Source organism: Vogesella margarita (genome assembly GCF_028548475.1).
GTDB classification, from domain to species: domain Bacteria; phylum Pseudomonadota; class Gammaproteobacteria; order Burkholderiales; family Chromobacteriaceae; genus Vogesella; species Vogesella margarita.
This window is the reverse complement of sequence record NZ_JAQQLE010000016.1, coordinates 1-21538: the sequence shown is the minus strand read 5'-3', so window position 1 is coordinate 21538 and position 21538 is coordinate 1. Positions and strand designations below refer to the sequence as shown.

Annotated in this window: 23 protein-coding genes; 15 read left to right on the top strand and 8 right to left on the bottom strand. The window is 65.6% G+C overall.

Annotated elements, in window-relative coordinates; translation table 11 throughout:
* Window positions 1–82: 82 nt before the first annotated feature.
* Genes modA through PQU96_RS15410 form a run of 5 tightly spaced genes read left to right on the top strand, consistent with a single transcriptional unit; the run spans window position 83 to window position 3652 of the window.
* Window positions 83–835, top strand: a complete 753-nt coding sequence (gene modA / locus PQU96_RS15430) for a molybdate ABC transporter substrate-binding protein (RefSeq protein ID WP_272773294.1) — start codon at window positions 83–85, stop codon at window positions 833–835.
* Between the two features lie 20 nt (window positions 836–855).
* Window positions 856–1527: a molybdate ABC transporter permease subunit gene (gene modB / locus PQU96_RS15425; RefSeq protein WP_272773293.1), complete on the top strand. Its 672-nt coding sequence runs from the start codon at window positions 856–858 to the stop codon at window positions 1525–1527.
* A gap of 12 nt (window positions 1528–1539) precedes the next feature.
* On the top strand, window positions 1540–2271 hold the full coding sequence (locus PQU96_RS15420) for an ABC transporter ATP-binding protein (protein WP_272773292.1): 732 nt from the start codon (window positions 1540–1542) through the stop codon (window positions 2269–2271).
* Window positions 2247–2819 (top strand): nitrogen fixation protein NifQ, encoded by a 573-nt coding sequence (locus PQU96_RS15415; protein WP_272773291.1) that lies wholly within the window; start codon window positions 2247–2249, stop codon window positions 2817–2819. Before PQU96_RS15420 ends, PQU96_RS15415 begins: the two co-directional genes overlap by 25 nt.
* 20 nt (window positions 2820–2839) lie before the next feature.
* Window positions 2840–3652, top strand: coding sequence for a TOBE domain-containing protein (locus PQU96_RS15410; protein ID WP_272773290.1), 813 nt, complete (start codon window positions 2840–2842; stop codon window positions 3650–3652).
* Between the two features lie 442 nt (window positions 3653–4094).
* Here the strand turns inward: PQU96_RS15410 and PQU96_RS15405 are convergent, their stop codons facing one another.
* From PQU96_RS15405 to PQU96_RS15385, 5 genes are read right to left on the bottom strand one after another with little or no spacing between them, the layout of a single operon-like run.
* Entirely contained in the window at window positions 4095–4829 is a 735-nt protein-coding gene (locus PQU96_RS15405; protein WP_272773289.1) for a 4'-phosphopantetheinyl transferase family protein, read from the bottom strand.
* A 36-nt stretch (window positions 4830–4865) separates the two neighbouring features.
* Entirely contained in the window at window positions 4866–6107 is a 1242-nt protein-coding gene (locus PQU96_RS15400; RefSeq protein WP_272773288.1) for an NAD(P)-binding domain-containing protein, read from the bottom strand.
* 51 nt (window positions 6108–6158) lie between these two features.
* On the bottom strand, window positions 6159–6368 hold the full coding sequence (locus PQU96_RS15395; protein ID WP_272773287.1) for a YgaP family membrane protein: 210 nt from the start codon (window positions 6366–6368) through the stop codon (window positions 6159–6161).
* Between the two features lie 57 nt (window positions 6369–6425).
* On the bottom strand, window positions 6426–7853 hold the full coding sequence (locus tag PQU96_RS15390; RefSeq protein ID WP_272773286.1) for an efflux transporter outer membrane subunit: 1428 nt from the start codon (window positions 7851–7853) through the stop codon (window positions 6426–6428).
* Window positions 7854–7885: 32 nt separating this feature from the next.
* Window positions 7886–8125, bottom strand: coding sequence for a hypothetical protein (locus PQU96_RS15385; RefSeq protein WP_272773285.1), 240 nt, complete (start codon window positions 8123–8125; stop codon window positions 7886–7888).
* 89 nt (window positions 8126–8214) lie between these two features.
* On the opposite strand from PQU96_RS15385, the gene PQU96_RS15380 reads away from it, so the two are divergent.
* Together PQU96_RS15380 and PQU96_RS15375 are read left to right on the top strand one after the other, a co-directional pair.
* Entirely contained in the window at window positions 8215–9147 is a 933-nt protein-coding gene (locus PQU96_RS15380; protein ID WP_272773284.1) for an IS5 family transposase, read from the top strand.
* 6 nt (window positions 9148–9153) lie between these two features.
* Complete coding sequence (locus PQU96_RS15375; protein WP_308446631.1) at window positions 9154–10305, top strand: benzoate/H(+) symporter BenE family transporter; 1152 nt, start codon at window positions 9154–9156, stop codon at window positions 10303–10305.
* Here PQU96_RS15375 and PQU96_RS15370 read toward each other — a convergent pair.
* Window positions 10302–11009: a GntR family transcriptional regulator gene (locus PQU96_RS15370; RefSeq protein ID WP_272773283.1), complete on the bottom strand. Its 708-nt coding sequence runs from the start codon at window positions 11007–11009 to the stop codon at window positions 10302–10304. The two genes, PQU96_RS15375 and PQU96_RS15370, sit on opposite strands and share 4 nt — an antisense overlap.
* Before the next feature lie 321 nt (window positions 11010–11330).
* Between PQU96_RS15370 and PQU96_RS15365 the strand changes: the two genes are divergently transcribed.
* The 3 genes from PQU96_RS15365 to PQU96_RS15355 are packed head-to-tail and all read left to right on the top strand — an operon-like array spanning window position 11331 to window position 14444.
* Complete coding sequence (locus PQU96_RS15365; RefSeq protein ID WP_272773282.1) at window positions 11331–12071, top strand: SDR family NAD(P)-dependent oxidoreductase; 741 nt, start codon at window positions 11331–11333, stop codon at window positions 12069–12071.
* Window positions 12064–13119, top strand: coding sequence for a phosphotransferase (locus PQU96_RS15360; RefSeq protein ID WP_272773281.1), 1056 nt, complete (start codon window positions 12064–12066; stop codon window positions 13117–13119). The genes PQU96_RS15365 and PQU96_RS15360 overlap by 8 nt, the downstream gene beginning before the upstream one ends.
* The gene (locus PQU96_RS15355) at window positions 13116–14444 is read left to right on the top strand and encodes an aspartate aminotransferase family protein (protein ID WP_272773280.1); all 1329 of its coding nucleotides are present in this window, start codon (window positions 13116–13118) and stop codon (window positions 14442–14444) included. The genes PQU96_RS15360 and PQU96_RS15355 overlap by 4 nt, the downstream gene beginning before the upstream one ends.
* Window positions 14445–14453: 9 nt before the next feature.
* Here the strand turns inward: PQU96_RS15355 and PQU96_RS15350 are convergent, their stop codons facing one another.
* The gene (locus PQU96_RS15350; RefSeq protein ID WP_272773279.1) at window positions 14454–15074 is read right to left on the bottom strand and encodes a phosphoribosyltransferase; all 621 of its coding nucleotides are present in this window, start codon (window positions 15072–15074) and stop codon (window positions 14454–14456) included.
* Window positions 15067–15651: a phosphoribosyltransferase family protein gene (locus PQU96_RS15345; RefSeq protein WP_272773278.1), complete on the bottom strand. Its 585-nt coding sequence runs from the start codon at window positions 15649–15651 to the stop codon at window positions 15067–15069. Before PQU96_RS15345 ends, PQU96_RS15350 begins: the two co-directional genes overlap by 8 nt.
* 249 nt (window positions 15652–15900) lie before the next feature.
* Between PQU96_RS15345 and acsA the strand changes: the two genes are divergently transcribed.
* From acsA to PQU96_RS15320, 5 genes are read left to right on the top strand one after another with little or no spacing between them, the layout of a single operon-like run.
* Window positions 15901–17670: an acetate--CoA ligase gene (gene acsA, locus PQU96_RS15340; RefSeq protein ID WP_272773277.1), complete on the top strand. Its 1770-nt coding sequence runs from the start codon at window positions 15901–15903 to the stop codon at window positions 17668–17670.
* A gap of 10 nt (window positions 17671–17680) precedes the next feature.
* Complete coding sequence (gene pdhA / locus PQU96_RS15335) at window positions 17681–18679, top strand: pyruvate dehydrogenase (acetyl-transferring) E1 component subunit alpha (protein WP_272773276.1); 999 nt, start codon at window positions 17681–17683, stop codon at window positions 18677–18679.
* Window positions 18676–19659, top strand: coding sequence for an alpha-ketoacid dehydrogenase subunit beta (locus PQU96_RS15330; RefSeq protein WP_272773275.1), 984 nt, complete (start codon window positions 18676–18678; stop codon window positions 19657–19659). The genes pdhA and PQU96_RS15330 overlap by 4 nt, the downstream gene beginning before the upstream one ends.
* A gap of 5 nt (window positions 19660–19664) precedes the next feature.
* A complete protein-coding gene (locus PQU96_RS15325) occupies window positions 19665–20852 on the top strand; it encodes a dihydrolipoamide acetyltransferase family protein (protein WP_272773274.1) in 1188 nt (395 codons plus the stop codon).
* Entirely contained in the window at window positions 20849–21133 is a 285-nt protein-coding gene (locus tag PQU96_RS15320; RefSeq protein ID WP_272773273.1) for an acyl carrier protein, read from the top strand. Before PQU96_RS15325 ends, PQU96_RS15320 begins: the two co-directional genes overlap by 4 nt.
* Window positions 21134–21538: the final 405 nt, after the last annotated feature.

Here is a 21538-nt window from a genome sequence, read left to right as displayed (position 1 = left end):
CATGGACTAAGCCGTAAGGAGTATTGAGTGGCGTTATGTATCTGGCTATATTGCGATGAAAGACGACCATCAGGGAGATGTCATGAAGTCCGCTTTGAAAGTAATCGCAAGTGCCGCACTGCTCATGACCGGCAACCTTGCTGCCGCGGGCGATGTCACCGTTTCGGCGGCTGCCAGCCTGACCAATGCCTTCAAGGAGGTGGCGCAGTCATTCGAGGCAAAAAATCCCGGCACCAAGATCCTTCTGAATTTCGGCGCCTCGGGCGCGCTGCTGCAGCAGATGGCCAAGGGGGCACCGGTGGACGTCTTTGCGTCGGCGGATCAGGAGACCATGGACCTGGCCGTCAAGCAGGCGATGGTGGTTTCCAGTAGCCGGCGTGACTTTGTGCGCAACACCTTGGTGCTGACCGTGCCGTCCGACAGCAAGCTGGCGATCAAGAGCCTGAAGGATCTGACCCAGCCGGGCGTGGTCAAGGTCGCCATCGGCAACCCTGCCAGCGTGCCGGTTGGCCGCTATACGCAAGCGGCGCTGGAGGCGGCCAAATTGTGGCCGGCAGTCAGTGCCAAGGCCATCAATACCCAGAACGTGCGCCAGTCCCTGGACTACGTGGCTCGCGGCGAGGTTGAGGCTGGCTTCGTGTACGCCACCGATGCGGCCGTGATGCCGGACAAGGTCAAAGTGGCGTTTACCGTGCCGCTCAACGAAGTGATCAGTTACCCGATCGCGGCGAGTGCCGGCAGTAGCAATGCCAAGGAAGCCAAGAGCTTCATCGACTACGTCCTGTCTCCTGCCGGCCAAACCATTCTTGGCAAGTACGGCTTCTTGAAACCCTGACCTGAAAGAGTAGCCTGCAGATGGAATCGGTATGGGTCGCCTTGGCCTTGTCGTTGAAAGTGGCCGGGCTGGCCACGGCCATCACCACCGTTCTCGGGGTGGCGGCAGGGTTTGTGCTGGCCAGGGGCAGATTCCCGGGGCGTAATGTGCTGGACACGCTGCTGACCCTGCCCATGGTGCTGCCGCCCACCGTGCTGGGCTACTACCTGCTGGTCCTGCTGGGGCGTCGCAGCCCTTTTGGCGCATGGCTGTTCGATGTGTTCGGCGTTAACCTGATCTTCACTTGGCAGGGCGCGGTCATCGCGGCCTCCACGGTTGCCTTTCCCCTGGTGTTCAAGCCGGCGCGGGCGGCTTTCGAGTCCGTGGATGGTCAGCTGGAGCAAGCCGCCAGGGTACTGGGGATCAGCAATATTGCCGTCTTTTTCCGGGTGACCCTGCCACTGGCGTGGCGTGGCATCCTGGCCGGGGTACTGCTCGCCTTCGCCAGGGCGCTGGGCGAGTTCGGCGCCACGCTCATGGTGGCCGGCAGTATTCCCGGCAAGACGCAGACCCTGTCCGTCGCCGTCTACGAAGCGGTGCAGGCCGGGCAGGACGATCTGGCCAACATGCTGGTGTACATCATCTCCGCCGTATGCGTCGCGGTACTGTTGACGGCGGGCTATCTGGCGCCCGGGCGCATTGTGCGGCGTTGAGTGAGGCAGGGAATGCAGCTTGATATCGATATCTACAAGACCTTGCGTGCTGGCAAACGCAGTTTCACGCTGGACGTGCAGCTACAGTCCAGCAGCCAGCGCAACGTGATCTATGGGCCGTCCGGCGCCGGGAAGAGCCTGACCTTGAAGGCGATTGCCGGCCTGCTCACGCCGGAGCGCGGCCATATCCGGCTCAATGGCCACACGGTTTTCGACTCCCGAGCCGGGGTGGACCTGGCGCCGCAAGCGCGCCGGGTTGGCTATCTGTTCCAGGACTATGCGCTCTTTCCCCACCTCAACGTGCGTCAGAACATTGCATTCGGCCTGAGTCACCGCTGGTTCAATCCGCGGGCGCGGGAGCGGCACGAGCAGGTGGAGTACTGGATTCGCGCCTTCGGCCTGGAGGCGATGGCGCACCAGTTGCCGGATGATCTGTCCGGCGGACAGCGGCAACGTGTCGCCCTGGCCAGGGCCATCGTCGCCGAGCCGCAGGCGTTGCTGCTGGATGAGCCATTCGCGGCACTCGACCCCTCGCTGCGCAACACCATGCGTCGGGAACTGAGCGACTTGCAGCAGCTGCTGCAAATCCCGATGGTGCTGATTACCCATGATCCGCAGGACGTACAAACCTTTGGTGACCATGTCGTCGAGCTGCGTGACAGCGAGCCGGATAAGCAGATACGGGCGTCTTGTCACCACAAAGCCAATGAGGCCACTTCATGCAAGGACACTTCCATTCGCTAGGTGAGGGCACCGTGCCGGCGGATCGCGTCGCCCACCTCTTGCGGCGCAGCCTGGCGGCCGTGTTGCGCGGCGCACAGGACGGCAATCTGCCACTGTTCACCTGGACGCTGGGGCTGCCCCAGGCGCAGCTGCTTGACATGCTTGGCGAGATCTTCCCCGAGCTGGCGAGCGGTCTTGAACCGCTGACGGAGACGCAGTACGCCCATTTTCTGAAGAGCACTCCGGATGATTTTACGGATCTGGTCAACATGCTCTGCGTCCGGCGCTCCGCGTCCACCCATGGCCGGCTCGGGGAGTGGCTGGCGCGTGTCATCGCTGCGGCGAGCTTTGGCAGTCGCCACTTGTGGCAAGACATGGGGCTTGCTTGCCGGGAGGAGGTGGACGAGTTGCTGGCCAGCTGTTTCTTGCCCTTGTATCAAGCAAATGCGGCCAACCTGAAGTGGAAACGTTTCCTGTTTTCCGAGCTGGGTAAGTCGAAAGGTGTGGTTGCACTACGCCCTCCGGGCTGCCGGCACTGTGACCAATTCCTGATATGCTTTCCGAATTGACCACGCGCAGAGGCGAAGGTATGGACGCGACAGACAAGCCAATCCAGTTGCAGGGCTCGCTATGGCTGACCGTGGATGGTCAGAATTTCGGCGGTGCCGACCGGATTACCCTGCTCGCCAAGATTGCCGAGTGCGGCTCCATCACGCAAGCCGCCAAGGCGGCACGGATGAGCTACAAGACCGCCTGGGACGCCATCGACACGATGAACAACCTGGCTGGCGAGCCACTGGTGGAAAGGCTAACGGGCGGCAAGGGCGGAGGCGGGACCCGGCTGACACAGCGCGGGGTGCAGCTGGTCGCGAACTTCCAGTCTATCCAGCGCGAGCATCAGAATTTTGTCAGTCAGTTGGCGCAGCAGGCAGAAGCCCTGGCCGACGACTACTTGTTGATCAGGAGAATGGCAATGAAAACCAGTGCACGCAATCAATTCCTCGGCAAGGTCACGGCGGTCAAGGTGGGGGCGGTGAATGACGAGATCGAGCTTCAAACCGCCAGCGGTCAGAGCATCGTTGCCATCGTGACACATGAAAGCACCGAGAGCCTGGGGCTGAAACCGGGCGCGGAGGCTTTTGCGCTGATCAAGTCCTCCTCCATTATCGTGGTGACCGACGAGGAAGGCGCACGCTTCTCCGCCCGCAACAAGTTGAGCGGTGTGATTACCCGGGTGCAACCCGGTGCCGTTAACACGGAGGTTGTGATTGATCTGGCAGGCGGTGGCAGTGTCGCGGCCATCGTGACCAATGACAGCTGCAATAGCCTGGAGTTGGCTGCAGGTAAAACCGCCTCGGCCATTTTCAAGGCATCCAGCGTGGTGATTGCCGTACCGGCGTAAGCTATTTCAGCACAGCAGAGCCTGGCTGACACCAATACTCATGGTTTCGGCATCGGGTTCCGCTTTCATGCTTGATGGCTGTCTCCGTCCATGGTGACAGCCATCATTTCAGCGCAAATCCAGAGAGATCGATCCACGATTGCCCGGAGTCTCGATCCCCTCATTGCCAGAATGGCCGGCGCCTGTTCGGTCCACCTGAACAAGGCGAGCCGCGCTATCACGGCTTCTTTTCCGATAACGGCCATGCCGTAATCCGCACTCTGCACCAAGGCAGGGGTAGATTCACCCCCTCCGCTGCGACGCCTTTCTTGCTGGGCGCCTGACTGTCGTGCCGTGAGCAGGGTGTGGAGAGCCTGCCGAGCCTCCAACTTGCCGGTGGCCGCGATCGTACCCCACCGCTCGGCCGGCGCCCGGCATTCAACAACCCGGTGGGGTGGTTGCGCTAGCAGGCGATGCCGCAAAAGACCCGGCCGTTGTCGATGGCGAAGTGGCCTTCCAGCGGTGGCAGCTTTGCCTGCAATGCCGCGCGGCCAAGCGGCAGCACGCGAAACCGGGTGCTGCCTGCTGGCATCGGGGCAAGTTCCACGTCAAGAAAGTCGAGATCGCAGCCCAGCTGCGGGAAGACGGCCTTGTAATAGGCCTCCTTGGCTGAAAAGCGGAGCGTGGTCTCTGCCGCCGCGTCGCGCGATGCCGCCAGCTGTGTGCGCTCGGCGGCGGTCAGGCACACCTCGCAGACGGCCGCACAGCCGGGCTCGTCCAGCACCGGCTCCACGTCGATACCCAGCCAGCGGTAGTCGTGGCGGTGTGCCACCAGCGCCAGGGCGCCGTGGGCGTCGTGCGTGATCGAGCCGAGCATGCCTGCCGGCCAGCGTGGCGCGCCCCCGCTGTCCTGTCCGACCGCATGGCGGTTGCCACCCAGCGCCTCAAGTGCCGCCTCGGCGCACAGGCGTCCGGCCAGGTGAGCCAGCTGGCGGCTGCGCACGGCCTGCGCACAGTTCGGCACGACGCCCGCCAGCGGCAGCTCGTGCACGAGCGCCGCCAGCCGTGGCAGCGACAGCTGGCGCAGCATGGTGCCCGGCCATGCCGGCAGGCGGGCGGCTTCCGGCGCGGCGAACAGCTGCGCCAAGCTGCCCGGGCGCAGTTGTTCCAGGCGCTGGCTGACGAGGCTAGCGCCCATCCGCCGCGCGGCATGATGCAAGGTTGGCCGCAGCGCTCACGCGGGGCAGGCCGCCCCGGCTGCGATGCGGCTGGCAATATGGGCCGCGTCTTCGGCCACACCGGCCAAGAGCCCGGATTTCTGCTTGTGCAGCCACGGCAGGCCAACGAAGAACAGGCCCGGCTGCGCCGTCTCGCCACGCTGCTGGATCGGGTAACCGTCCTCGTCGAAGACCGGGAATTTCACCATGCTGAAATCGAAGCGGTAACCGATGGTCCAGATGATGGTGCGGATGCCGCTGGCTGCCAGATCCAGCTCGCGCACGATTTCCCGGGCATAGCCGTCCTGAGATTGCGGCAGCGTCTCGGCCGGCGCCTCGATGCCGTTCTGGGCGATGAAGGCATCGATGCCCTGCAGCATGTCGGCCTCGAATTTGTCGGCCTTGGCCAGGTTGTCGTGCAGGTCGCCGGCCAGCTGCAGCTTGCCGTCCTGCACGTCCTGCAGGCGGCCCAGCAGCTGGATGCCGTCGCGGGCGAACTGGTGCAGGTTCAGGCTGCCGCCGTCGCTCTTGCCGGCCATGTGCGGGTTGGCGGCAAACTTGGCCTTGGGGCTGGGCAGCTGGTCGACGGTGCGGTCGGAAAAGCCCATCTGCGCCGCCCAGGCGAAGATGTCGCGGCCGCGATAGGTGCGCGGAATGCGTCCCGCGCCGCTGGTGCACAGGTAGACCGGATGACCGCTCTGGTGCAGCTCCTGGGCGATCTGGCAGCCGGATTGCGAGCTGCCGACCACCAGCACGCCACCTGGAGGCAGCTGCGACGGGTTGCGGTAGTTGTCCGAGTTCAGTTGCAGGATGTCGGCCGGCGTGCGCGCGGCAAAGGCCGGCAGGCGCGGCGTCTGGAACAGGCCAGTGGCCATCACCACATGGCGCGCCTGGTAGGTGGTGTCCGCGGTGCGCACCAGGAAGCCGCCGTCCGCGCCGGCCTCGACGGCGGTGACCCGCGTGTTGGTGCGCAGCGGCAGGCCGAATTTTTCGGCGTAGCCGGCGAAAATGGCGACCACTTCGTCGCGCTTGAGAAAGCCGGCCGGCTGCTCGCCGCTGTATTCGGCGCCGGGCAGGCGGAAGGCCCAGTTCGGGGTCACCAGGGTGAACGAATCCCAGCGCCCGTCGCGCCAGGCACTGCCGGCCTGGTCGGATTTTTCCAGAATCAGGTGTTCGCGGCCCTGCTGTTTCAGGTAGTAACTGGTGGCGAGGCCGCCTTGGCCTGCGCCGATGATGATGGTGTCGATGCTTTGAATCATGGTGAGTTGCTCGCTAATAGGGATGAGGGCGTGTCTGCCGGATGGCGGGGCTTACTTCTGGGCGACCGGTTTTCTGCCGGCCAGCGCGCACATCGGGCAGAAGCCGATGAAGCCGAAGAACAGGAAGGCACCGGCGCTGGCGATGAGCAGCGCGCTCAGCCAGCCGCTCAGCGACAGCGACAGGGTGATGGCAATCGCGATACTGCCTGCCAGCACGCGCAGGACCCGCTCCCGAAGCGGCAGGTTTTTCTGATAGAACATGTGGTTAACCGTTGGTAATGGATGATGTGGGGGGCGGACGAAGGTTGGCCGCAACGCTTAGCCGGCGGCAGCCGGCGTCGTGTCCTGCCAGCCGCCGCCCAGTGCGTAGATCAGCTGGGTCGAGGCCAGCAGCCCCTTCAGGTGATTGCTGCGCACATTGAGCTCGGCGTTCGACAGCTCGCGCTCGGCCTCGGCCACTTCCAGATAGTTCACCGCGCCCTTGTCGTAGCGCGCCTTCGCCAGCAGCGCCACGCGTCGGGCGGAGAGCAGCGCCGCCTGCAGCAGCGCATCCTGGTTGCGGGATGCTTCCACCTCGCTCAGCGCGTCGTCCACCTCGCGCAGTGCGATCAGCAGCTGCACCTTGTGCACGTTGACCGCCTCCTGGTAGCGCGCGTCGGCCACTGTCTGGCTGGCGCGGATGCGGCCGCCATCGAGGATGGGCAGCGAAATGGCCACCGGCCCCAGCGAGAACTGGCGCGAGTCGCCATTGGTCAGGTTGCGCAGGTCCAGCGAGGCGAAGCCGAAGTTGCCGGTCAGGCTGATGGACGGATAGAACGCGCTGTCGGCGATTTCCTTCTGCGCCAGCAGGGCGCGGATGTTCTGTGCCGACTGGGCTAGGTCCGGGCGCCGCTGCAGGATGGCGGCCGGCAGGCCGGGGCTGATGGCGGGGATCTCCGGCAAGCGGTAGGCGGCCTGCTGCGGCACGCTGAACTGCGCCACCGGCTTGACGGCCAGGGTCGCGAGTTCATGCTCGGCATGGCTCATGCGTTCCTTCGCGCCTTCGATGTCGACATCGGCGTTGCGCAGCGCGAGGCGCGCGCGCGCCAGGTCCAGCTCGCTGATCAGCCCAGCCGCGTGGCGGCCGGCGAGCACGCTTTCGGCCTCGGCCCGCTGCTGGCGAATGCGTCTAAACAGCGCCAGCTCCGCTTCGGCCAGCCGGTACTGCCAATAGGTGATCGCCACCTCCCAGCTGAGCGTTTGTTCCACCATGCGCGCGTAGGCGCGTTCGGCCTCGATGCCGGCATCGGCGGCGGCCACCGCGTAGCCGACGCGGTTCCAGACATCGAGCTGCCAGGCCGCGTCGAAGCCCAGGGTGTACTTGTCGCCGCTGATGGTGCGGTAGCCGAGGATCTCGCCCAGCGCGGTATTGGTGGAGGTGCGCGCGTTGCTGAAGCCGGCGGCGGCGCCCAGTTGCGGCAGGCGGTTGGCATTGGCCTGCTGTTTCTGCGCCTCGGCGGCGATCATGCGCAGGTGGGCCACCCGGGTGTAGGGGTTGTCGCGCAGCGTGGCGTCCACCAGCCGGTTCAGGGTGTCGTCATGGTACAGCTGCCACCACTGGCGCGGGACATCGTTCTGCGATTGCGCCGTCGCGTGCTTGTAGCTGGCGGGCAGCACCTCGTCATGCTGTGGCGCGGGGAGCGAGACATGGGCACAGCCGGCCAGCAAGGCGGCCAGCGCGGTACAGCTCAGGGTTTTTTTCAACATGGTCATTCTCTAGTGATTCGTTGTGCCGGGGCCTATTTGCCGCCGGCCACGACCCGGTCGGCCAGCCACATCACGGCAATCGCACCCAACAGCACGCAGCCCAGAATGAAGAAGCTGTCGTTGTAGGCCATGACGTAGGCTTCGCGCCGTACCAGGTGGTCGAGGGCGGTCAGCGCCTGCTGCTGGGCGGCCACCGGGTCGCCGCTGTGGGCGAGGAACTGGTTGCCAAGCTGCGCCAGCCGTGCCTGCATCGCGTCGGAAAACAGCGTCACCGACTCGCCGATGCGGGCCGAGTGGAAGTGTTCGCGCCAGGGCTTTGTTGCATTAATCGGGACTTGCTCACACCCGGTAGAATGGCCGCATGAGCAAGCCCCTCCCTCCCAAGTACCAAACCATCAACTGGCAGTCCTACAACCAGTCTCTCAAGCAACGAGGGCAACTCCTCCTCTGGCTCGACAAAGACATGCACTGGCAGGCACCTGCTACTGGCAAACGGGGACGGCAGCCAACTTTCTCCGACGCCGCCATTCAGTTCTGCCTCACCATCAAATGCCTCTTTGGCCTGGCGCTACGGCAAGCCACAGGCATGGTCGAAAGCATGTTGCGCCTGGCTGGACTTGCCTGGGCCGTTCCCGACTTCAGTACGCTTTCCCGCCGGCAGAAAGACCTGCAGGTGCGCATCCCGGTACAGAAGAAGCAGGGTTGTCTGCATCTCTTGGTGGATAGCACCGGCATCAAGATGATGGGTGAAGGCGAGTGGAAGGTGAAAAAGCATGGCGCTGACTACCGCCGCCAATGGCGCAAGCTGCACCTGGGAATTGATGCGCAAACGCTGGAAATCCGGGCAATGGAAGTGACCGACAATCGCACCGGCGATGCCACGATGCTGCCAGAGCTGCTATCGCAAATTCCGGCGGCAGAGGGACTGGTGACGGTAACCACGGATGGGGCGTACGACACTCGCCTATGTCACGCAGCGATTGCGGAGCGCGGGGCGGCTGCCATCATTCCTCCGCGTCGAAACGGCCAATTCTGGAAAGGAAATTCACTGGGCAATCAGGCTCGCAATGAGTCGCTACGCTCAGTGAAGTATCTGGGGCGGACGCTCTGGAAAAAGTGGAGTGGCTACCATCGCCGCAGTCTGGTCGAAACGAAGATGCACTGTTTCAAATTGCTGGCAGACCGGGTTAAGTCACGGGACTTTGACCGGCAGGTGGCGGAGCTTCAAATCTGTGCAGCGATTCTGAATCGCTTCACAGCACTGGGCACGCCGCAAACGGTACGCATGGGATAAGTCCGTCTGGGGATTGGGGTAGCTCGGCCATTCGTTGATTTACGCAACAAAGCCTCCTACGCCGGGCCGCTGGTGATCTTTTTTCACGCCGCTGAAGTCGGGCACTTCAGCCACGCGATGGTGGCGTCGTGGGTGTGGGCGATTTCGATCGGCGCCGCGCTGTCCGGCATCTTCCTGAGCTGGCGCAGCCGGGTGCCGGTGATCACGGCCTGGTCGGCCCCCGGCACCGCGCTGCTGGTGACGCTGTTTCCGGCGCTGCCGCTGCCGCAGGTGGTGGGCGCCTACATCACCGCGGCGCTGATCCTCTTTTTGATCGGCTGTTCCGGCTACTTCGACCGCATCATGGAGCGGATTCCCCGCGGCATCGCGGCGGGGATGATGGCCGGTATCCTGTTCCAGTTCGGGGCGAAGGCGTTCAGCTCGGCGACAGCGGCGCCGCTCCTCGGGGGCAGCATGGTGCTGGCCTACTTGCTGTTCCGCCGCCTGTTGCCGCGCTACTGCGTCGTGCTGGTGTTGCTGGTCGGCGTGCTGCTGTCGCTGACGACCGGCACGCTGCATGACGGCGGCGCGAGCTTCAGTCTGACGCGGCCGCAGTTCATTGCGCCGCAGTGGAGCATCGCGGCGACGCTGAGCCTGGCCATCCCGCTGGTCATCGTCAGCCTTACCGGGCAGTTCCTGCCGGGCATGGCCATTCTGCGCGGTGCCGGCTATGCCATTCCGGCACGACCTATCCTGCTGGTCACCAGCGTGGCCTCGCTGCTGGTCGCCTGTTTTGGCGGGGTGACCATCGTGGTGGCGGCGATCACGGCGGCGCTGTGCACCGGCAAGGACGCGCACGAGGATCCGGACAAGCGCTATGTGGCGGGGATCGCCAATGGCGTGTTCTATCTGCTGGGTGGCTTGTTTTCGGGGGCGATCGTGCTGCTGTTCGCGGCACTGTCCAAGGCGCTGGTCGCCATACTGGCCGGGCTGGCGCTGATCGGGGCGATTACGACCAATCTGCTGGCGGTGCTGCAGGACGAGGAGCAGCGCGAAGCCGCCATGATCACCTTCCTCGCGACCGCCTCCGGCATGAGCTACGCCGGACTCGGCGCCGCGTTCTGGGGCGTGCTGATCGGCAGCATCGCCAGCTGGGTGCTGCGCAAGCCCAAGGCCTAGTCTTCGCCGCCAGCGGCGCTGGTTTGGCGTGCGGACGCGGTCAGCTCCGCGGCTTGCAGGTGCTGCAGGATCACCTGCCCGCCGCACAGGATGTCGTCGCTGATGGCGCGGGCGGCGGCCGGGCCGTCGTGGGCGCGGATGGCGGCCAGCACCGGGTAGTGGAAATCGAGCATGTCGTCGCCGCCGGCGCCATAAACATCGGCGATCAGTGGTCCCATCTGCAGCCAGATGCGGTACAGGATGCCCTGCAGGAAGGGCATGCCGGCGATGTCGACCAGCGCGAAGTGGAAGCGCTGGTTCAGGTCGCAGCCGCGGGCGGTATCACCGTCGGCAATCGCCTGTTCGTTCTGCCGCACCAGCTCTTCCAGCAGCGCGATCTGTTCGGCGCTTGCATTCTGCGCCGCCATTTCTGCGGCCAACCCTTCCAGCTTGATGCGGATGGCGCGGATCTCCAGATAGCGCGCCACCGTCATGTGCGGCACGCGGATGTCGCGCGCCGACTTCATCGCCAGCGCCTGTTCCTGCACCAGCCGCAGGATGGCATCGCGTACCGGAGTGACGCTGGTGCCCAGCCGCGCCGCCAGCTCGCGGATTTTCAGCCGCTCGCCGGGCTTCAGCTTGCCCTGGATCAGGGCATTGCACAGCAGGTGGTAGACGGTGCTGCCCAAGTTGTCGTGTTCCAGCGTGTCCAGCGCGTCGGTCATGGTGGGGCGTGCCGCAAGATTGAGTGGCCAGATTCTAGCATCGGCGCCTGCATATATGATGCATCAAATAAGCAAAAATGATCGCTTGCGTACACAAGCAAGGTTGGCCGCATGGCTGGCCGGCCAGCTGCGGTCGCGCCGAGGATGGGGAAAGGCAAATGCGCCGGAATGGACGGAGACATGCTTGCAATCAAAAAATACAACAAATATGATGCATCATAATTTGTGTGCCGTGCTGCCACGATAAATTGACCAGCGCCGCGCGACCGGGATAAGCCCGCGATGTGCCGGGGCCAGCGCCCAATCAACCAGGAGTCTGCCATGCCGGATAAAAAGCGTTACATGCTGTTGACGGGGGCCAGCCGCGGCATCGGGCACGCCACCGTCAAGCTGTTCCAGGAACACAACTGGCACATCTTCACCGTGTCGCGGCAGCCGTTTTCCGAGGACTGCCGCTGGCCGTCGGCGCGCGCCAGCCATGTGCAGGCCGATCTGGCCGACCTGTCCTGCCTCGATGCGCTGGTGGCCGAGGTGCGCAGCCGGCTGCCGGATGGCGAGCTGCACGCGCTGGTGAACAACGCCGGCATCTCGCCCAAGGGGCCGAATGGCGCGCGGCTGGGCATTCTGGACAGCGATATGGATACCTGGGGCCGGGTGCTGAACGTCAATCTGGTGTCCACCGCGCTGCTGGCGCGGGGGCTGTTTCCGGAGCTGAAAAAAGGGCAGGGCAGCATCGTCAACGTCACCTCCATCGCCGGTTCGCGCGTGCACCCGTTTGCCGGCGTCGCCTACGCCGCGTCCAAGGCCGGGCTGGCGGCGCTGACCCGCGAGCTGGCGCACGAATTCGCGCCGCACGGCATCCGCGCCAATGCCATCGCCCCCGGCGAGATCGACACCGCCATCCTGTCGCCGGACACCGCCAAAATCGTCGAACATGACGTGCCGATGCAGCGGCTGGGCACGCCGCACGAGGTGGCGGAGGCGATCTACTTTCTGTGCTCCAACCGTTCTTCCTATATCAACGGCTCGGAAATCCACATCAACGGAGGTCAGCATGTCTGACAGTATCGACCAGCTGTTTTCCACCATGGGCAGCGCCACCTCGGAGGATGCCGCCAGCGCGCTGCTGTGGCAGCACTACGGCCTGCGCGGCAGCGCCAGCGTGCTGAACAGCGAGCGCGACCAGAACTTCCACATCCGCGGCGACGACGGCCGGCAGTACGTGCTGAAGCTGACGCACCCGGCCGAGGCGCGCGGCGTCACCGATTTCCAGACCCGCGCGCTGCTGCATGCCGCCAGCCGCGACCCGGCGCTGCCGATCCCGCGCGTGATCCCGCGGCTGGATGGCGAGCCGTATGCGGCGATTACGCTGGCAGATGGCACGCAGCGGGTGCTGCGCCTGCTCAGCTATCTGGACGGCCAACCCTTGCACCAGATCACGCGCAGCGCCGCCCAGCGCCGCCATCTGGGACAGACGCTGGCGCGGCTGGACCTGGCGCTCAGCGACTTCCACCACCCGTCCGCCGACCACGCGCTGCTGTGGGACATCCAGCACAGCGAGCGGCTGCAGCCGCTGCTGGCCGAGCTGCCGCCGGGGCCGCAAACCGACACACTGGCGGCGTTCGTCGCGCATTTCCAGCGCGAGATCCAGCCGGCGCTGGCCGGCCTGCGCCGGCAGGTGATCCACAACGATCTCAACCCCTACAACGTGCTGGTGGATGCGCAGGACCAGATCACCACCTGCGGGCTGATCGACTTCGGAGACATGGTGCAGGCGCCGCTGATATGCGAGCTGGCGGTGGCCTGTTCCTACCAGCTGTCCGGCAATGCCAATCCGCTGGATAGCGCCGCCGAGCTGATCGCCGGCTACCATCAGACCAATCCGCTGCGGCGCGAAGAAATACTGCTGCTGTACGAGCTGATCCTCACCCGCTTGTGCATGACGGTGACCATCACCGGCTGGCGCGCCGCGCGCTATCCGGAAAACCAGACCTACATCCTGCGCAACAACGGCCTGAGCTGGGACGGGCTGCAACGGCTGCAAGCCGTCGGCCGCGAGCAGGCGCAGGCATTTTTGCTGCAGGTGTGCGGCATGAAAGGACAAGCATGAGCAAGGACCAACGCATGGCCAATGCCTTCGATCCGGGCACCGTCGCCGCGCTGCCGGCGCGCGAGCAGGCGCTGATCCAGCGCCGGCAGCAGGTGCTGGGCCAGGCCTACCGGCTGTTCTACGAGCAGCCGCTGCACGTAGTGCGCGGCGAGGGCGTATGGCTGTACGACCCGGACGGCAACGCCTATCTCGACGTCTACAACAACGTTGCCTCGGTCGGGCACAGCCACCCGCGGGTGGTGGACGCCATCGCCCGCCAGGCGGCGACGCTGAACACCCACACCCGCTATCTCAACGACAGCATCCTCGATTACGCCGAACGGCTGCTGGCGACGCTGCCGGCGGCGGTGAGCCAGGCGATGTTCACCTGCACCGGCAGCGAGGCCAACGATCTGGCGCTGCGGCTGGCGACCAACTACAGCGGCGGGCAAGGTGTGATCGTCAGCAGCCATGCCTATCACGGCGTCACCAGCAGCGTGGCGGCGTGCTCGCCGGCCTTCGGTCACAACGTGCCGCTGGGCGTGCATGTGCGCACCGTGCCGGCGCCCGATGCCTATCGTCACCCGGACGAGGATGTGGGCGCACGCTTTACCCGCCACGTGGAGCAGGCCATTGCCGACCTGCAGCGGCACGGCATCCGGCCGGCGGCGTTGCTGGTGGATACGCTGTTTACCAGCGATGGCGTGTTTGCCGAGCCGGCGGGTTTTCTCGCCGGTGCGGTGGAAGCGATCCGTGCCGCCGGCGGGCTGTTTATCGCCGACGAAGTGCAGGCCGGTTTTGCCCGTAGCGGCAGCCAGTTCTGGGGTTTTCAGCGCCACGGCGTCACCCCGGACATCGTTACCATGGGCAAGCCGATGGGCAACGGCCACCCGCTGGCCGGATTGGCGGCACGGCCGGAGATCATCGACGCCTTCGGCCGCCAGGTGCGCTATTTCAATACCTTCGGCGGCAACCCGGTGTCGTGTGCCGCCGGCATGGCGGTGCTGGACATCATCCGCGACGAAGGCCTGCAGCAGAATGCGCACGACACCGGCGCCTATCTCAAGGCCGGCTTCGAAAGGTTGGCCGCAAGGCATGAGTTGATCGGCGATGTGCGCGGCGCCGGTTTCTTCCTGGGGGTGGAGCTGGTGAGCGACCGGCAGCGCAAGACGGCGGCCACGGCGGAGACCGGCCGCATCGTCAACGCGCTGCGCCAGCGCCGCATCCTGCTCAGCGCCACCGGCTCGGCCGGCAACATCCTCAAGGTGCGGCCGCAGCTGCCGTTCTCGCGCGCCAACGCCGACTTGCTGCTGGGCACGCTGGACGAGGTGCTGGCCGGGCTGTAGCGCGGGGTCTCAGCCGCCGAGCAGGGCCAGCACTTCCTCGTCCTCCACCTGCGGGAAGTGGCGGTAGAACTGGCCGACGGCCTGGAAGTAGTATGGCGCGTGCAGGCAGACCACATCGTCGGCCTGCGGGCGGACCAGTTCCAGCGCGTCGGGGGAGGCCACTGGCACGGCGCAGACCAGCCGGGCCGGTTTGTGGTGGCGCAGCGCATGCAGCGCCGCCAGCATGGTGGCGCCGGTCGCCAGGCCGTCGTCGACCACGATCACCACCCGGCCGGCGGGATCCAGCGGCGCTCGGATCGGGGTGTAGCTCTGCCGCCGCGCACGGATGGCCGCCAGCTGGGTCTGGGTTTCTTGCTCGATATAGTCCTGGTCCGCACCCATTGCCGCCGCGTACGGTGCCACATAGCGCCAGCCACTTTCGTCGACGGCGCCGATGGCGGTTTCCGCGTGCCGCGGCGAGCGCAGCTTGCGCACCAGCACGACATCAAGCTCTCCGTCCAGCTCGTCGGCAAGCAGCCGGGCCATCGGTACCGCGCCGCGCGGGATGGCCAGCAGCAGCGGGTGCTGGCCCCGGTAGGCGTGCAGCCGCGCGGCCAGCTGGCGCGCGGCGTCAATGCGGTCTTCAAACATGATCCTGCTCGTCCGCTCTTGTGGCGCGTGCCGGCTGCAGCAGCTCAATGCGGAAGTCGCTCTCGAACGGCGGCACATGGCACTCGATGATGTCCGTGGGCGCGATCTCCAGCCGGGTGCCGACCACGTCGGCAGCCAGCGGCAGGCAGCGGCCGGCCCGCTCCGCCAGCACGGCGACGCGGATGGCGGCCGGCTGTTTCTGCACCAGATAGTTCAGCACCTTCAGGATGGAGTGGCCGGTGTAGAGCACGTCGTCCACCAGCAGCAGGGTGTAGCCGGAGAGATCCAGCGTCGCGTGCTGCGCCTGTTCGGTGAGCTGCGTTTCCGGGTGCAGCAGGGTGAGGTCGTCGGCGTAGCGCTTGACCAGCAGATCCAGCCGTAATGGCGGCGCCATGCCGTGCGTCGCGATCAATCGCTCGGTGAGCCGGTCGGCCAGTGGCGCGCCGCGGCGGCGGATGCCGATCACCGCCACGCGTTGCCGGCCGCGTAGCAAGCTGGCGCAGCGCTCGGCCATGTTGTCGAGCAGCACGGCCAGCTGCGCCTCGTCGAACAGGCAGGTTCGTAAACCGGGAATCATGACGGAGTCACCTCGCGGTAAGTTGTCACCCGCGGCCGCATCGAAAAGGTTGGCCGCAAGCGCGGCAGCGTCCTGGTCGATGCGGGGTCGATGCGGGCTGCCCTGTGTATAGCAAGCACCTCCGGCGCGGGCAAGGCGACAGCGGTCCGCCCGCTGCTGGCGCGCATTGCGGTCCGCATGACGCCCCCTTATAAAGAACCTAGCGGCCAGATTGCCCTTCACGGGCCGCCAGCAGCCAGGAGACGTGTCATGCCGCAGCCGCCGGACCATGCCCTGATACACAAGCCCGCGTCGCTGCGGCCAGATCCCAATCTGGCCGATTACGCACAGACCGCCGCGCAGTTCCGCTGGGAAGATGCGGCCAAGCTGCTGGACGGGCTGCCGGGCGGTGCCGGGCTGAATATCGCCTACGAGGCAGTGGATCGCCACCTGGCACATGGCCGTGGCGACAAGGTCGCCTTGCGCTGGCTGGGGCGCAATGGCGAGCGCAGCGAGCTGAGCTACGCCAAGCTGGCGCAGGCCAGCAACCGCTTTGCCAATGTGTTGCACAGCCTGGGGGTGCAGCCGGGCGAGGGTGTGTTTTTGCTGCTGGGCCGCCTGCCACAGCTGTACGTGGCACTGCTGGGGGCGCTCAAGGCACGCTGCGTGGTGACGCCGCTGTTTTCGGCATTCGGGCCGGAGCCGATTGCCACCCGTGCCGAGATGGGCGATGCGCGCGTGCTGGTTACCACGCCGGAGTTGTACCAGCGCAAGGTGCAGGGGCTGCGCCAGCGGCTGCCCGGCCTGCAGCATGTGATCGTGGTGGGGGAGGCGCCGGCTGGCGATGCCAGCGTGCACAGCTGGGCGGCGCTGCTGGATGCGGCCAACCCGGAATACACCATCGCCCCAACCGACCCGGAAACCGTCAGCCTGCTGCATTTCACCAGCGGTACCACCGGCAGACCCAAGGGCGCCATGCATGTGCACGCGGCGGTGCTGGCGCACGCGGTGACCGGCCGCTACGCGCTGGATCTGCACGATGACGACGTGTACTGGTGCACCGCCGACCCCGGCTGGGTAACCGGCACCAGCTACGGCATCATTGCGCCGCTGGTGTGCGGTGTGACCAATGTGGTGGTGGAGGCGGAGTTCGACGCGCAGAGCTGGTATGGCGTACTGGCCAGCGAGCATGTCACGGTGTGGTACACCGCCCCCACCGCCATCCGCATGATGATGAAACTGGGTGCCGAGGCGCTGCAGGGCTACGACCTGTCGGCGCTGCGCTTCATGGCCAGCGTGGGCGAACCGCTGAACCCGGAGGCGGTGCTGTGGGGGCAGCAGGCGTTTGGCCTGCCGTTCCACGACAACTGGTGGCAGACCGAGACCGGCGGCATCATGATCGCCAACTACGCCGCCATGGACATCAAGCCCGGCTCCATGGGCAAGCCGCTGCCCGGCATTACCGCCGCCATCGTGCAGCGCGACAGCAGCGGCCTGCGGCTGATCGACACGCCGGATACCGATGGCGAGCTGGCGCTGAAAGTGCCGTGGCCGTCGATGATGCGCGGCTACCTGCACGAGGATGAGCGCTACCGCAAATGCTTTGTCGACGGCTGGTATCTCACCGGCGACCTGGCGCGGCGCGATGCCGATGGCTACTACTGGTTTGTTGGCCGTGCCGATGACGTGATCAAGTCCTCCGGCCACCTGATCGGCCCGTTCGAAGTGGAAAGCGCGCTGCTGGAGCACCCGGCGGTGGCCGAGGCCGGGGTGATCGGCATTCCCGACCCGATGGCGGGCGAGGTGGTGAAGGCCTTCGTGGCACTGAAGCCCGGCTTTGTTGCCGACGAGACCCTGCGCAGCGAGTTGCTGGGCCATGCCCGCAAGCGGTTGGGTGCGGCGGTGGCTCCCAAGCAGATCGAATTCCGCAACAACCTGCCCAAGACCCGCAGCGGCAAGATCATGCGCCGCCTGCTGAAGGCGCGCGAGCTGGGGTTGCCGGAGGGGGATCTGTCCACCCTGGAAAGCGACGAGAAATGAGGGCCGGCCGATGAGCGACAAACTGCACCTGGATCGCGCCAGCCTGCACCAGCTGTACCGGCAGATGCTGCGCATCCGCAACTTCGAGGCCCGCTGCGTCGAGCTGTACCAGGCGCAGCAGATCCGTGGCTTCCTGCACCTGTACGACGGCCAGGAGGCGGTGGCGGTGGGCGTTACCTCGGCACTGCGGGATGGAGATGCGGTACTGGCGACCTATCGCGAGCATGGCCATGCGCTGGCCAAGGGCGTGCCGATGGACACGCTGATGGCCGAGATGCTGGGCAAGCAGCAGGGCTGTTGCCGTGGCCGTGGCGGTTCCATGCACATCTTCGACCAGCCGCGGCGCTTCTATGGTGGCAACGCCATTGTCGGCGGCGGCTTGCCGCTGGCGGTCGGCATTGCCATGGCGGACCAGCAGCTGCGCCCGGGGGCGGTGACGGTGTGCTTCTTTGGCGAGGGCGCAGTGGCCGAGGGCGCGTTTCACGAAAGCCTGAACCTGGCCGCGCTGTGGCGGCTGCCGCTCTTGTTCGTGTGCGAGAACAACCTGTATGCCATGGGGGTGCCACTGGCCGAATCCGATGCCCAGCCCGAGGTGTACCGCAAGGCCGAAGCCTACCGAGTGACCGCCGCACAGGTGGATGGCATGGACCCGGTGCAGGTGGCCGCTGCCGCCAGTCTGGCGATAGCGGAACTGCGCGCCGGGCACGGCCCCTGGCTGCTGGAATGCCGCACCTATCGCTACCGCGCGCACTCCATGTTCGATACCCAGGCTTACCGCAGCAAGGACGAGGTAGAGCAGTGGCGCCAGCAGGACCCGATCGCCCGGCTGCAGCAGTGGCTGCTGGCCAACCAGCAGATCAGTCCGGAAGAGGTTGGCCGCATCGATGCCGACATCCGCGCCGAAATCGATGCGGCGGTGGCGTTTGCCGAGGCTGGTACACCAGAGCCGCTGGCCGAACTGACACGCTTTGTGCTGATGGACAGCGTGGTACAGGAGCAGGCGCCATGAGCCGTATCACCTATCGCGAAGCGTGCCGTCAGGCCATCCGCGCCGCCTTGCTGGCCGACCCGCGCTGCTTTGTCATGGGCGAGGATGTTGGTCGCTACGGTGGCTGCTATGCGGTGACCAAGGGCCTGCTGGAAGAGTTCGGCCCGCAGCGCATCCGGGACACCCCGCTGGCCGAGAACGGCATTGCCGGCGCCGGCGTGGGCGCGGCACTGGCCGGGCTGCGACCGATTGTCGAGATCATGACCTGTAACTTCAGCCTGCTGGCGCTGGACCAGATCATGAACAACGCGGCCAGCCTGTCGCACATGTCCGGCGGCCAGTTTGCCGTGCCGCTGGTGATCCGCATGGCTACCGGTGGCGGCCGCCAGCTGGCGGCGCAGCACTCGCACAGCCTGGAAGGCTGGTACGCCCACATCCCGGGGCTGAAGGTGCTGGTGCCTGCCACGGTGGAGGATGCGCGCCACATGTTGGCCGCCGCGCTGGCCGACCCCAACCCGGTTCTGATTTTCGAGCACATCGTGCTGTACAACGCCGAAGGCGAGCTCGATGACACGGTGACGGCGGTGGACATCGCCCATGCCAAAGTGCGGCGCAGCGGCAGCGACATCAGCCTGGTGAGCTACGGCAACAGCCTGCCCAAATGCCTGGCCGCCGCCGAGCAGCTGGCCGGCGAAGGCATCCAGGCCGATGTAATCGACCTGCGCGTGCTGCGGCCACTGGACGGCGCCACCATCATCGAATCGGTGCGCCGCACCCACCGCTGCCTGATTGTGGATGAAGGCTGGCGCAGCGGTTCCATTTCGGCGGAAATCGCCGCTCGCCTCGCCGACGAGGCGCTGTACGAGCTGGATGCACCGGTACGGCGCGTGTGCAGTGCCGAAGTGCCGGTGCCTTACGCAGCACAGATGGAAGCGGCGGCACTGCCGCAGGTGGCGGACATCGTGGCCGCTGCCCGCGCACTGTTGCGGCCAGCGGGGTAGCGCGCATGGCGGATTTCCTGATGCCCTCGCTGGGCGCCGACATGGAGACCGGCAAGCTGGTGCAGTGGCTGGTCAAGGCGGGCGATCGTGTCAAATCCGGCGACGTGGTGGCCGTGGTGGAAACCCACAAGGGCGCCATCGACGTGGAGATATTCCTGGATGGCATCATCGACAACCTCGCTGCAGTGGACAAGGAAGTGCCGGTAGGCACGGTGCTGGCCACGGTGCGGCCGCCGGGCGAAACGGCAATCATGCCAGCACCAGGCGCCGCACCGGCTGTGCTTGCCACGCCGGTGTCAGTCGTGACGCCATCCGAGGTGGCGCCGCGCATTGCGGCCAACCTTGGCCGCACGCGCATCAGCCCGGCGGCGCGGCTGCGGGCGCAGCAGCTTGGCGTGGATGTGGCCGCACTGGGGGCCGGCTCCGGCGAAGGCGGCGCCATCGGCCTGCGAGATGTCGAGGCGGCGGCCAGGCCGCTGCCGGCAAGCCCGCCACCCTCCGCCGGCAGCACGGTGCACTGTGGTTTCGACCCGGCGCAGATGCGGCTGGCCATTGCCGCCGCCATGGGGCGCTCCAAGCGCGAGATACCGCATTACTACCTGACCGACAGCATCGATTTCACCGCCGCCACGCAGTGGTTGGCCGCGTGGAATGCCGGCCAGCCGCCCGAACAGCGCCTGCTGCCAGCGGTGCTGCTGTTGAAGGCCTGTGCCAGGGCGCTGCAGGCCTATCCGCAGTTCAACGGCTTTTATCTGGATGGTGGCTTTCAGGCCGGTAAGGGCATACACATCGGCTGGGCCATTGCCCTGCGTGGGGGCGGACTGGTGGCACCGGCCATTCATGATGTGGATCGCCAGGGCCTGCCGCAGCTGATGACGGCCATGCGCGAGCTGGTGCAGCGGGCGCGGGCAGGGGGGCTGCGCAGCTCGGAACTGGGCGACCCGACCATTACCGTTACCAGCCTGGGCGAGCGCGGTGCGGAAAGCGTGCTGGGGGTGATCTATCCGCCGCAGGTGGTGATTATCGGCTTTGGCCGCGTGCAGCCACGGCCATGGGTGGTTAACGGTCAGCTGGCGGTGCGCGATGTGCTGGCAGTGAGCTTGGCCGCGGATCACCGGGTGACTGACGGCCACCTGGGCGGGCAGCTGTTGGCGGCGATCAACGAGGCGCTGCAGCATCCGGATATCTTGTGAGCCAAGAGCAGGAGGAGCGCGATATGAACAGGGATGAAGTGATGGCGTTGGTGGCTCGTGTGCTGGGCGGCATTGCCCCGGAGGCCGACCTGGCCGGGGTCGACGAAAACGAGGATCTGCGCGCGGCGCTGGATCTGGATTCTATGGACTTTCTCAACTTCATCATTGGTCTGAGCCAGGGCAGTGGCGTGGAGATCGCCGAGAGAGACTATCCACAGTTTTTTACCCTCAAGGGCATTCATTGCTACTTCGCGAAGGATGCCGCAAGACCTGTCGGCTAAAGCGGAATGGCCTGAATATTTCAATAATCGGGTAATCAAAAAAATCCGGCGTAAAAAGGCAGTATTTGAATATTTGGCGGGCGGTGTGGGTAACGGTTTGGCGGCTGGCAGGGCGGTTTTGCGGTTTTCTGCAAAATAGTCTGATCAGGTAATTGTTTGTAAATCAGCCGGTTATTGGTGGTTTTTGTCAAAACCCCTGTTTTTCCGCAAAAAACCGGTTGACGCGGGTTTAGGGGTTCGCTATAGTTCGCCTCCTCAGCTGACGCCGCAAACGAAACGCGGTACGGCACTGCTCTTTAACAAAACGAATAACCGATAGGTGTAAGTGTCTGGCCAAGCCAAATACTTGCACTGTCAAGATTCAAGAAACGATGTTTCTTTGAACTTGCGTGCCAAAAAATTGCT